The sequence below is a fragment of the Bifidobacterium sp. W8104 genome (assembly GCF_016100735.1).
Classification (GTDB): Bacteria; Actinomycetota; Actinomycetes; order Actinomycetales; family Bifidobacteriaceae; genus Bombiscardovia; species Bombiscardovia choladohabitans.
The window spans coordinates 957,343-969,913 of the sequence record NZ_JACFRW010000001.1 but is presented as its reverse complement, the minus strand read 5'-3'; the positions used below and the strand labels follow the sequence as shown (position 1 = coordinate 969,913).

Here is a 12,571-nt window from a genome sequence, read left to right as displayed (position 1 = left end):
CAAGGCCCGTCTGGTTCTGCCTGTCATTCGGTTTTCATAAGGCAAGATCCGCCCGATGTATGGTGTGCAATTTGCGCGATATACATCGTGCGGACCTGCAATAGCCGTAGCCTGCAAATACAGGCAGAGCATATAATACGCATGGCGGGTACCCTACACACAGTACGGATAAACAGTTTGGCACAGTAAGGTTTAACAGTTCGTATTCATTAAACCCGATGCTCTATTCTGCGTTTATTATTCTGCGTTTATTATTCTTAATTCTCATCATCATTCTTCTCCGGCAATCAAATGCCAGTTGTTCACCATCCACCACCCCTCGTCGGTTATTTCCGTCCTCCCTCCATGCGTCAAGCTCGGCTCTCCGCTCCCCCTTTATGCTCCGTTTCCACTTACTCCCCTCCTTTACTCCCTCCTTCACTACCTTCCTTTACTAACTCGCTTCTCCTTTACTACCCCACCTCATCTTTACTGCTCAGCCAAAGCCATGATTGATCCAAAGGGATGTTCAGTGTCGGTTTTTGTATTGTTGACAAGGCTAACGTGCAGAAGCAACGCAGGCGAATAAATTACCAATGCCGGAATGGCTGGTCACTCTCCAGGACTCAGCTCACAATAGACAGCTGTATCGCTTCATACCCTTGCATGCAATCGTGGCCGGCATCAAATGTTTCACGTGAAACATCCCGGGAATAGCAACTTACTTCATCAACTCCAGCGAAGGTCCCACTGATACAGCGCCTGTGATTGACAGCGATTCCCGCTCGTCAACAGTGCGAGTCGAATAAAGATATGGGACGGATGAAAATGAACACAACCTTCATGGAATCGCAACCACCATGAGTTCTGCGTCATTCAGCACAGGATGTTTTACCTTGTTATTGGTCAAGCGGACGTGACTACATATATCGATATATAGGCATCGCCGCTTTAGTGTCTTCAAGAATCGACGCCTCTTTACTTGCCGCCAAGACTTCGAATGAGATCTGAGTCCGCATCAGTAAATTGCTATTCTGTCACCAGTATTGATGCACCAATTCATTCGTCGAATCGCTCATCCTCATCGTTGAGAGTGCGATCTTCATATCAGGATTCATCCATCGGGTCATATTGCTTACGCGGTTTGCTCCTACGCGCCCGCTGCAAAGCCTATCAATAAAAGTCCATAGATCAAGACAATCAATCCCCTGCAAATCAGAGGGTACATATACACATATCCAGGCGCATCCGTGCTTATCGAAAGACCGTACTTTCGCAGGATCGAACTATCAGTTGAAACTGTGCCCCACCGTGTTTGAACCGTCTATGTTACTGCCTGGCTATATATGTCTTACTTGTCCCTGCTGCTTCCCTCGCCCTTGTCCGATGCGTGCGAAGAATTTTCACCAGGTCTGTCCTGAGCTGAGGGTACATACTGGTCGGCAGTCCTAGCAGTCACATCTTCATCAGCATCAAGGCTTTTGTCTGTTATCGGAGAATCAGCAACCAAGTCGTCGTCATTTTCATCGGGACTCGGAGGATTCCAAAAACGCCAGCTATGCCAGCTGTCATCCTCACTCTTGTCCTCTATTTGGTGGCTGGGGTGCTCCCGCAGCAACCGATTAACTCGGAGCATAAACCAAATCAGCACCAGAATCGTCCCAATATTGGTTACAATGGCTACTATCACGGTTTTCTCCATGGTTCAAGGATAGCCTGCTCCTGTCTGAACCCGAGTGACCTTGAGATACAAGCGCCCTTTTCGCCCACCGCGTGTGACCCAGTCATCCTAAATGGATACAGTAGCGTTATGAAGCAAACTGTTCATGATGCCATTGTTATAGGGTCCGGACCCGCAGGATACACCGCCGCCATTTATCTTGGCAGAGCTGGATATGCTCCACTCGTTATTGCTGGAGCTCTAACGCCCGGCGGTCAGCTTATGAACACGACGGAAGTTGAGAACTTCCCAGGATTCCCTAAAGCAGTGCTCGGTCCCGATCTGATGGATCAGATGCGCGATCAGGCCGAACATTTTGGTGCTCAGATCGAATACGATGATGTCGTCTCAGTCGACTTGCACGGAGACATCAAGCGGATCACCACCGATGGCGGCCAAGAATACCAAGCTCGATCCGTCGTCATCACCACAGGTTCGCAGTATCGTAAATTGGACATTCCCGGCGAGCGCGAGTTCTCAGGACGAGGGGTATCCTACTGCGCCACATGCGACGGCTTCTTCTTCAAAGACAAGCCGATCGTAGTTGTTGGCGGCGGTGACTCTGCTATGGGTGACGCGGACTTCCTGACCCGTTTCGGCTCTTCTGTCACACTGATCCATCGCCGCCAAGGCTTCCGCGCTTCAAAAATCATGGTGGACCGTGCCAAGGCCAATGACAAGATCAACTTCCTTCTCGACTCGGTCGTCACGCGGATCAACGGCGACGATAGTGGCGTTATCTCTTTGGACGTACGCAATACAGCCACAGGCCGACAATCCACCATTCCAGTTAACGGAGTCTTCGTCGCTATTGGATTCACCCCTCAGACCGCTTTCCTTAATGGCCAAGTTGACCTGGATCAGGACGGCTATATCCTGGTCGAGGGTGGGTCAACGAAGACTTCTGTACCTGGAGTCTTTGCCGCTGGTGATGTCACCGACAAGATTTATCGTCAGGCCATTTCCGCTGCTGGCATGGGTTGCCGTGCTGCACTAGATGCTCAGGAATATCTTACGAGTTTGGATAACCGATAAGGCTTGATACGCCTTCACAAACAAGAATTTACGTGCCTGGCAGTTTGTAAATGCCGGGCACTTTGTTTATTGATTACGCACAGCTGCCTATCAAGTTTCCTTTAGTTATTCATTGACCACAACCGGACCCTCTACCCAACAGGAAAACTCAAATCCTAAAGCTGCTCCAATCGTTCCCCGCTGACATATAAGACCCTCTCCGCCGAGACAGCACCCCACGACCAGCCCTCCCCCATCGACACATCGCAAACCCTACAAACCTCGCCTGTCGAGGTTTGCTAACTCCCTTTTGGGCCAGAGCTATCCTCACTCAAAAGCCGCATACAAGCTATAAGGACTTTTATGGCTATCTGACACATGCCTAAGCAACTATCCTATAATGCCCAACCAGCCAATTAGTCAACCTGTCAACGACTCACTGCATATCTTTTTCTTGAACATACTCATCCGTTTATCGACAGCTATGCATTTGAGATACCAAGGATTGGAGATAACAATCCACTCAGGAGTAGTTACCTGCCAAAATGACCAGGCTTGTTCGTCAGCAGGTTGTCACAATCTACAGTCTGCCAGCAATATGTGTATTGCACACTATCTTTCAGTACAAACACAGAGTTCTTTGAGTGGCACATGCTGATAACTGCCGAATCATTCCGACACTAAGACAAATAAAAGAAAGACAGCGATTGCTTATCAGCTCAGACAAAACCAGACTAAGCTACGAAGCAATCGCTTGCATGAGCAGCGGGGTTTGGTTGAGCAACCCCCACAGTCGCTTTTTAAGAATCGTATCAAACTACGGGATCAAATCCAGCCTTTATCGCCCGAATGACCGTCATTGCTGGCGGTTTGATTCTTCTCCAAGAGAATGGCGACGATGCGGTCCATGTCTTCAGGTGAAGAAAATACGATTTCTATCTTCCCGTGCTTTTTCGTGCCCTTAATAGCCACCTTGGTATCAAAGTGACTTTCCAAATCCTGGCGCACAGGACTATCCGCCCAGGCATTTACTCTGGGCTTTTTTGCTTTCTTCTTCGCCGACCCTGTCTGCAACGCGACAAGTTCTTCGGTAGATCTTACCGACAAACCTTCAGCAATGATCTTGTCTGCCAGGGCAGCCATTGACTTTTCATCCGGCAAAGTTAGCAGGGCACGGGCATGTCCGGCTGACAGCACGCCTGAGCTAACCTTTTTCTGCACACTCGGGGGCAACTTCAACAATCGAAGTGTGTTGGTGATCTGTGGTCTGGACTTAGAGATTGACTTGGACAAACCGTCCTGAGTCAAGCCAAACTCATCAATCATCTGCTGATAAGCGGCTGCTTCTTCCAAGGGGTTAAGAGCCACTCTATGAAGATTCTCGAGCAAGGCATCGCGCAGCATGGTGTCATCGCTCGTAGTTTTCACAATTGCAGGTATGGTATCCAGGCCAGCCAATCGAGTAGCTCGCCAACGACGCTCACCCATTATGATTTCATAATGAGTTGTTTGCCGCAGATTCGCCTCTTTCTGATTTGGAAGCTGACTCGATCGTTCTTCACCGGTCTCAGCATCAATTGCTTTGGATTTACTTCTCCCATCGCCAACCGAGGTGGTCTTATCCTCGATTGTCCGTGGGCCGTCAGCAAGAGTCGACCTACGCACTACTATAGGCTGCAATACACCGACTTCCTTGATGGAGCGGGATAGCTCCAACAGCTCGTCTTCATCGAAGATATGCCGTGGTTGCTGGGCGTTAGGCCTGATATCATCCACACGCACTTCGGCCAAGTACCCACCCTGGACAGGTTTCAACTGCTCTTGGCTGTTGCCCTCCGTCTTATTCGGCTCGCTATCATTGCGAACAGCACCTGCACGGTTGGTGCTTTGCCGAGTCTCGTTTGCCTGACGGTCGACACTCTCGCCCGATTCCATCATGGATGATGTTTCACGTGAAACATTTGTCGTCGTAGGTCCAAAGAACAGATCACTTGGGTGTTCCAGGCTGCTGATAGATGGAACAGACCGACGCTTAGTAGTCCTCTTCAAAGTGGATGTTTCACGTGAAACATCCTCGCCGAGAGACTCAGAAATGCTGACACGTCTTTGTCCCGTCTTGGAACGTTTGCGGCCGCTCTCGGAAGAAGTTGTCGTTGCAGCAAGTTGAGAGCTTGCACGACCTGAATGCATTGTCTTGCGTTCTCTTTTGGCTCCTTCTTTTTCTGAGGCATCCGTCAGTGGGCCCTGTTGTCCGGCCGATTGCTTAGACAAGCCTTGAAGGGTAGGCTGCTCGTTACCTGAATTCGGTACTTTGTCATCTTGTTGTCGACTTTTTTCAACATTGGTTTCGTCATCTTCACCTGGCAGGGCGGGGAATAGAGCCCCCAAGCCCTTGCCCAACCGTGAACGGCTTGTCATGTCCTCACTCCCCCTGTCTTCTATTGGCTATGTGTTCTAGCACTTGCTCGGACCTCTGGGCGATTTCTAACGCTGCCTCTTCATATGCGATAGCACCTGCTCCCTTAGGGTCGTAGGTGACAACGCTTTGTCGGAAGCTGGGAGCTTCAGAGATTTTGACTGAACGCGGGATGGTCGTATTAAGCACTATCTCTGGATAATGTTCCTTGACCTGATCAAACACTTCTTTGCTGAGCAGTGTCCGTCTGTCATACATAGTCAACAACATGGTCGAGATTACGAGATAAGGATTATAGCTCTGCTGAACAAGCCCTATGGTATGCAGCAACTGTTGCAGTCCTTCGAGAGCATAGTATTCAGCTTGCACTGGAATCAATACCTCATTGACTGAACACATAGCATTCAGAACCAGCAATCCAAGACTGGGCGGGCAATCAACAAGAACATAGTCATAATGCTGATGGCAAACTTTGAGATAGTCGGCAACTGCTTTTTTCATGAGTTGATTGCGGTTGGGCATATCCGCAACTTCGAGCTCAGCACCACTTAAATCAATCGAAGATGGGACGACCTCAAGGTTGGGGAATTCAGGGGAACCCACCTTAACGTCGTCGATACCAAGACGACCCTCAAGCACATCGTAGGTTGACGGCGTCCCGGATTCGTGAGCCACACCCAGTGCAGTGGAAGCGTTGCCTTGGGGATCCATATCGATGACCAACACACGTTGATCAAATTCAGCAAACGAACATGCCAAATTAACGGTGGTCGTGGTTTTCCCTACCCCGCCTTTTTGGTTTGCAATGGCAATGAAGCGAGTTTTTGCTGGGTGAGGGAACTCAGCCTTACGCAAGGCCTGATATCGCGCAGATAGATCTGCCATCTCCGCACCGGACACCGAACCGGTCCCGTCAGCGAATATTCGATTCAGAATATCCGTTGCCGTTTCCATACCTGATGTGTTCGGCGTGGGTTGCTCACCGACTTTCGGGGTATTTCTCGAAACGGGTTTCACCTTCTTCGATGCGGTCACGAACCTTCCTCCTTTTGATAACCATTCAATTTTCCCGTCCTCGTTGGACATGTCAGAGCGGCCGCAAGTTATACACCGTCACTGTTCATAACTGTGGATAAGTGTGGATAGCTTCATCAACACCTATGGAATGGACCCTTACTCTAGATTATTAGTTTTGCCTTGCAATTATTGCCAATTCTGCCACCGCACAACTCCTGCTATGGTTCACGGACAATAATGTGGATAATTCAACCACCGGGTCTAAATTGTGCATAACTTGAGTGGGGCGAATCGATAAATTGCTTACGTCGTCAATTTTAGCAGCAAGATTCATGGTTATAATCAATGAACAATCCACATATTGGATGGCCGTCGTAAATACTGCAGTAATCCCCAGATTGAACTTTGGGCGACACGCCCAATACTAAAACAACAGAATATTGTTTCACGTGAAACATCTAGGCTTCCCCAGAAATGTAGTTGCTCCGCTGATTATCAGTTCTACACAGTCCAGCGACATTGGTTTGTCTGTTTTATTTTCACATCTTTTCATCCAAGAGCATTAACTACTTATGGTTTTAGCGAACACCACTAAACCTGTTATTCCGAGTGTGGATTTTTATATCGCCATGTAAAGGGAGGACATTTACCGATCAATGTTTCATTTGAGTTTGTGTGATTATGGTTAAATCATCACTACCAAAGAAAGGGCCATGAACTACTTTTCTTATTAATACTTAAAATAGCATTGCGATATTCTTTTCCCTATTCTCCAATAACCTTGATCTAGATTCTTGCTATTTGAAGTGATTGTTTCATGTGAAACATTCCAACCGATCTCTATCTAGAAACCATCGACAAGCAGTGGCACTCACTGTATGAAGTTCTGTGCGTTGACGCTACAAATCTAATAGGTTTGAATGGGGCTTCTCAAAAATATAATCATACTCTTATTTCTACCTTCAACGGTCCACTGAGCCATTTGGATCGACCAAGCCAGTAATCAATGGGGTACTGTTTACCTGAAACGGATCAAAGCAATATTTGTTTGATGATGTTTCACGTGAAACATCACTAAATGAACTAATCTGATACCGGTGAAGAGGATTCGTATTGCTCAATTCAGTTGTCCCGGTACTCCGACATCTCAGAAATATTACATGCCGAAGACTGATTCGAAGACTTCTCTGTGCTAATTGATCAATGGTTCATGTGATTTCCGCACGTACGCGAGAACTGCATAACTTTATGAAGGTTGATGAGGAAACACAAAGATCAACACACTGGTTAAGAGGCAATAGGCTCCCCTGATGTAAAGGAAACATGTATATAGGGACAGTAAGACGAGCATAGCAACAAAAGTCTAGTAATTGAAACAAGTCAATTGATGGATCACTAAACAGCTAAAGGACGACGTCTCCAGAGAATTTAAATACAACGTCAGAATGATAGCGGTACGTCCAAGTCCGAGATAAAACATCATACTACTTGAACAATAATGTGTGGAATACTAGATCCGGATGGAATGATACTGACAGGCTAAAGCCAAAGAGTCGCAGCCCGATTCGAAATAACCAAGAGATAGAACATCTATATTTCAAATAATATAGCAATGATAAATCGCGTGGACTGTGGTTTGTGATGCTGAGGTCAATCTATAACATCAAAAAAACCTAGTAAGTTTCAGACTGAAAGGACATCCGTGGCAGACAGTAAAGATGACCCGCCTATTTACATTCCCTTATAATCCATCAATCCATCCATCATGATTAAGCATCAGTCAAGCTGATGCGCGGAAAAGGCCGACTAAATCTGATCTGACATAATCAGTCAATCTCCGATCAATGACTCTATATGGTTTTATGTTGAATTGAGATAATGTTTTATCTTGTATAGTCGATTCTTACGTGCCATCAAGCCGAGTTTCTGACACCGCAGTCATTCATTAATGCATATCGGTGTCGTGCTTTAGCGCTTGTCCACAAGAACCACATGAGTATCCTCAAGACCAGGAGCGACTGGAGCTTGGCAAACCCGTGGATTCTCTCCATGACATTTTTTTATCTCTTTAGCAGCCTTATCAAGCTCAGCTTGTGCCGAGCGGCCCTTAAGAGCAATAAGCTGACCTCCCGATCTCAAAAGAGGTAAAGTCCATCCGGCGAGCTTAGTCATGGGAGCTACAGCTCTGCACGTCACGACATCGAAAGTATGAGGTACTGAGGGATTGGAGTCGGCGTTTGCTAGACCTTCTCTCCCCATTACCCCCGAGGAGTCATGGCCATTTACATCTTGTTGACTGTCATCATTTCTGACTGCAGCCAAGGTTGAAGAATCTCGACGACCGTAGACCGAAACGGGCTGTTCCTCGCTTCTACGACGACCGTGGCGGCGACTTTGTGAACCTTTTTTGTTATGCCGCGTCGACGCGTGAGGTGATTTTGGGGCCAGATCCTCTGCACGCTTACGAAGCACAGCCGCATTAGCCAGGTGCAACTCATCAACAACTTCCTGCAGCCAAGTTACACGCCGCTCCATTGGCTCGACTAGGACAACCTTGCACTGTGGAAGGCAAGCTGCCAGTACAATGCCTGGGAAGCCCCCACCGGAACCAATATCTGCCACTGTCGCCGTCTGACTGTCAGTGGTCAATCGCTCTCGCACGAAAGGGACAATAGCAGCTGAATTGAGTATGTGCCGCTCCCAAATAATATCCTCGTCGCGAGGGCCAATGATGCCCCTCTCCACACCCTCACGCAAGATCTTGTCGTGGAAACGCTGCATGGGTACCAGAGCATCGCCGAGCACCTGGCTTAAGAGGGGACCATCGTTCAGCTCATCATCCACAACAGCCATTTCAACTCCTCACATTCACATTTGACGCCCAGTCAATTACAGCCACAGACCACGACAGCCTCATGCTGTCTCGTATACAGCGAGGTTTCACTCTGCCAGAACCGAAAACCGTTGGATTCCTAAAACTATGTACCAACGTGAGGTTTTCAACCGCAAAAGAACATCGAGAGCCAAATATCAGTATCCCATCGGAAACAGCATAGGCGCAGTCTCTGATAGAGGATCACCAACCGAGGGCATCGGAATCGAACCAGCATGGCAAATCAACCATCATGAGCCTGACAGCACTATACAGCTGACTGATGGCACAATACACCTGCCAAATAGCACAGTCTTGGTAAACAACACAAGAACCTTAGGCAGTACGATTGCGCCAAACAGTGAACCAATCTAAAAGGCCGACATCATAAGTACTTCATCGGCCCGTAGTCCTACATGGCTCGGCAATCACTGCCTATCGGCATCCGCAGGATCGTCATCAGCCGGGTAGTCAGCCGAATCATCGACCTGGTCTGTCTCATCCGCGTCCAGCGGGGCATCATACCCGACTGGCTCATCCTCAACATCGTCAGGCAGGTCCTCGTCTTCGCTCTTGGCCTTCAGGTAGACGGTGACGTAACGGTGGGGTTCCTCGCCGTGGGAGCGTGACTTCAGCCCCTCCTCGCGGACCATATCATGGACGATCTTGCGCTCGAAGGAATTCATAGGCTTCATATTGACAGGTTCGCCGGACTCACGGACCTCGTCAATCACGTCCAGGGCCTGCTCGCGAAGATGTTCGCGCTTGCGCCGCAGGAAACCGTCCACATCCACAATCAGATGGGAGCGCTCCCCTATCTTCTGCTGCACGGCCAGCCGCGTCAGCTGTTGAAGAGCGTCGACTACCTCGCCATCCTTGCCGATCAGATGCCTGATATCCGTGTCGTCGTCAGCCACAATCTGCACGGTCGGACGGTGGTTGCGCACCCCCATCTCGATATCGCCCTCGTAATCGACGATGTCCAGCAACCCCTCCAGATAGTCGGCGGCGACATCCGCCTCCTCATTGAGTTGCTCGATGGTCTTTCCCTGGTCCAGAGACTGAGACATCTATGCTCTCCTTACACGCGTTTACATCCGATTCATAACCTCAGGTCCACTGGATTCCTGGTCGGATTCCTGGTCACCAATCGAGTGTCCAGTATTGAGGATACACGGACGTGATGATTGCAGACTACTCCAGTATCCGCCCGACCGAAAGCCGGGTCATCACGCCAGCCACCAACTGCCATTAGCCGCCTCAACGGCCGCGACGCTTGCGGTGGGGCTGAGAACGTTGGTGGGAGACGTTCTTGTTGTTGCGGGCCTCCTCCTCAAGCCGCTTGGCCTCCATCAACTGCTCCTCCTCCAAAGAGGGCAGCCCCTGACGCTTGCGGCGAGCATTCTCACGGTGGTGGTCCCGCTCCTCCTTGCTCTCTGCGGCCGGCGAGCCCGGCGTGGGCATATGGCGAACCTGGAAGAGGGTTCGGCCCAGATTCCAAAGGTTGTTGGTCAGCCAGTAAATCAGTACGGCGAAGGGGAAGTAGATGCCTGAGAAGATGTACATGACCGGGAAGATGAAGGCCATCATCTGCTGCATCTTGTACTGCTGTCCCTGCATGGCCGACCTGGGCATGTTCCGCCGGACGTTGTGGAACTGCGAGTAGAACATGGCCAGGCACATGAGCACAATGAAGACCACAATGACTATGCGGCCCGCACCCTGTGCGGACATGAAGTTGTCAGAAATCCGCAGCCCGAAGAAGGTGGTCTCCTCAAATTCTCGCGCCACCTGTCGGTTGAAGGCCCCCAGGGGCGCCCGCTTGCCCCGGGCGATGAAGGGCACAGCCGAAAGCACGTAGAACATGGTCATGAAGACCGGGCCCTGAACCAGTGCAGGCAGACAGGACCCCATGGGGTTGGCATGGTTATCCTGATAGACCTTCATGGTCTCCCGGCTCATGGCCTCCCGGCTGGCCGGATCCTTCTTGTTACGGTACTTGTTCTGGATCTTCATCAGCTTGGGCTGCAGGGCCTGCATCTTTTGCATGGATCGCAGCTGCTTGATGAAGAGCGGCAGCACGCACAGGTTGACGACCAGCACCAGCATCACTACCGAGAGCGCCCAGGCCACACCGGGACCCTTATGGAACCCGATCAGGGTCAGGAACTTGTGGCAGTAGGTCATGATGTAGGTCATGAGCCACTCGATCGGGTACAGGATCTTGTAGAAGAAGCCGTATATGCCCGTATCGAAAGTGAAAGTGTCGTTGTTCTGGAACATTGTCAGGCCGTCTCCTTGTCTGGGGCCATGGGGGTCAGCCGGGCCTCCTCATGAGCCTTGGACCACGAGAACCGATAGAAGATGGAAAATCTTTGGGGCACATCATCGATTCCGCCGTTATTGAGGGGCGTGCAACGCAATAGCCGCAGAGCGGCCAGGATGGTTCCACGCAAGGCCCCGAACCGCCTCAGAGCGGTCAAAGCATACTGGGAACAGGTCGGGTAGTAACGGCACCTCGGCGGCGACAGGGGTGAGATGTGGCGTTGATACCAGCGGACTGCACCCTGCAGAGCCCGGGATGCCAGGCCGCTCATGCTCGGCATCCTTCACTGGCTTCAAGCTGTTGGACCAATTGATGCTTGGATCCGTCGGCAAACTGCAACCCCGGCTGTACCTGTGCATCAAGGCCTCCGGCGGTCTTTCCGGTCTTGTGCATAAGGTCACGGAAGAGCCTGTCCACTTGCTCCTCCAACTGCTTGTAAGTGGCCGTGGCAGCGCTGGGTTTGGCGCGCATGACCAGATCACAGGAGGATGGCAGCAGGTCCTCCTTGGATCCGGCAAGTTGCCTGAATCTGCGCTTGACCTTGTTCCTGGTCACAGCCTTACCCACATTTTTGGATACAGCGAGCCCCATGCGGCGTCTGCCTGCAGGCAGGATGTCATGCCGCCCTTCACGCACAGCCGATGTCACCGGCAGCGGGGTCGCCGTCCGGTCAGATCCGGGTATCAAGTAATGTATGACCAGATCCCTGCTGCTGACCCGATGGCGTCGCCTGAGCACCGCCGTGAACTCCCGGTGGCTCCTCAGCCGCTCCACCTTCTGAAAAGGGATTGGGATCCGATTCAGGCGGAGAGGGTCCGACGACCCTTGGCCCGGCGGCGGTTGATCAGTGCACGACCGGAGCGGGTGCGCATGCGAGCGCGGAATCCGTGCTTCATGTGACGACGGCGATTGTTGGGCTGGAATGTCCTCTTCATAATTCGTTGCTCCCGTGTGTAGACATACTCGAGTACGGCTCGTTATGAGTCAAGCTATATCACGGTACACATGAGCCGGGACGGAGTCAAACGAGCCCCGCCATCCAGCTGGCGAGAACCGCTCCATAACCTGTGCAAACCCTGTCATAGAGGGAGAAAGAGCATCTTTACTTATCCACAAATTACATCACTGTTATTCACATTCGGCGCAGATACAACACGCTATCCTGTGGATAACCACGCAAAGTCGGTGTAACAATGGGCTACTGTCTACTTTGAGAGAAGCAGGAAG

The 12,571-nt window shown here is 50.5% G+C and carries 10 protein-coding genes; 1 reads left to right on the top strand and 9 read right to left on the bottom strand.

Annotated features, from left to right (window positions below; genetic code table 11):
• Window positions 1–1,330: 1,330 nt before the first annotated feature.
• Complete coding sequence (locus tag H3U89_RS03635) at window positions 1,331–1,681, bottom strand: hypothetical protein (RefSeq protein ID WP_198178461.1); 351 nt, start codon at window positions 1,679–1,681, stop codon at window positions 1,331–1,333.
• A 108-nt stretch (window positions 1,682–1,789) separates the two neighbouring features.
• Here H3U89_RS03635 and trxB point away from each other — a divergent pair, with 108 nt between their 5' ends.
• Window positions 1,790–2,734, top strand: coding sequence for a thioredoxin-disulfide reductase (gene trxB, locus H3U89_RS03630; RefSeq protein ID WP_198178462.1), 945 nt, complete (start codon window positions 1,790–1,792; stop codon window positions 2,732–2,734).
• An 804-nt stretch (window positions 2,735–3,538) separates the two neighbouring features.
• Here trxB and H3U89_RS03625 read toward each other — a convergent pair.
• The 8 genes from H3U89_RS03625 to rpmH form a co-directional block, all read right to left on the bottom strand.
• Complete coding sequence (locus H3U89_RS03625; RefSeq protein WP_198178463.1) at window positions 3,539–5,131, bottom strand: ParB/RepB/Spo0J family partition protein; 1,593 nt, start codon at window positions 5,129–5,131, stop codon at window positions 3,539–3,541.
• 4 nt (window positions 5,132–5,135) lie between these two features.
• Entirely contained in the window at window positions 5,136–6,083 is a 948-nt protein-coding gene (locus H3U89_RS03620; RefSeq protein WP_198179403.1) for a ParA family protein, read from the bottom strand.
• A gap of 2,031 nt (window positions 6,084–8,114) precedes the next feature.
• Window positions 8,115–8,999 carry a 16S rRNA (guanine(527)-N(7))-methyltransferase RsmG gene (locus H3U89_RS03615; protein ID WP_198178464.1) on the bottom strand — a complete coding sequence of 295 codons (885 nt, stop codon included), beginning with the start codon at window positions 8,997–8,999 and terminating at the stop codon, window positions 8,115–8,117.
• Between the two features lie 447 nt (window positions 9,000–9,446).
• The gene (locus H3U89_RS03610; RefSeq protein ID WP_045935958.1) at window positions 9,447–10,088 is read right to left on the bottom strand and encodes a Jag family protein; all 642 of its coding nucleotides are present in this window, start codon (window positions 10,086–10,088) and stop codon (window positions 9,447–9,449) included.
• A 190-nt stretch (window positions 10,089–10,278) separates the two neighbouring features.
• Window positions 10,279–11,301 carry a membrane protein insertase YidC gene (gene yidC / locus H3U89_RS03605; RefSeq protein ID WP_045935959.1) on the bottom strand — a complete coding sequence of 341 codons (1,023 nt, stop codon included), beginning with the start codon at window positions 11,299–11,301 and terminating at the stop codon, window positions 10,279–10,281.
• Window positions 11,302–11,303: 2 nt separating this feature from the next.
• Window positions 11,304–11,615, bottom strand: coding sequence for a membrane protein insertion efficiency factor YidD (gene yidD / locus H3U89_RS03600; protein ID WP_198178465.1), 312 nt, complete (start codon window positions 11,613–11,615; stop codon window positions 11,304–11,306).
• Window positions 11,612–12,118, bottom strand: a complete 507-nt coding sequence (rnpA, locus tag H3U89_RS03595) for a ribonuclease P protein component (RefSeq protein WP_198178466.1) — start codon at window positions 12,116–12,118, stop codon at window positions 11,612–11,614. The genes yidD and rnpA overlap by 4 nt, the downstream gene beginning before the upstream one ends.
• 26 nt (window positions 12,119–12,144) lie before the next feature.
• On the bottom strand, window positions 12,145–12,279 hold the full coding sequence (rpmH, locus tag H3U89_RS03590) for a 50S ribosomal protein L34 (protein ID WP_015022700.1): 135 nt from the start codon (window positions 12,277–12,279) through the stop codon (window positions 12,145–12,147).
• Window positions 12,280–12,571 lie beyond the last annotated feature (292 nt).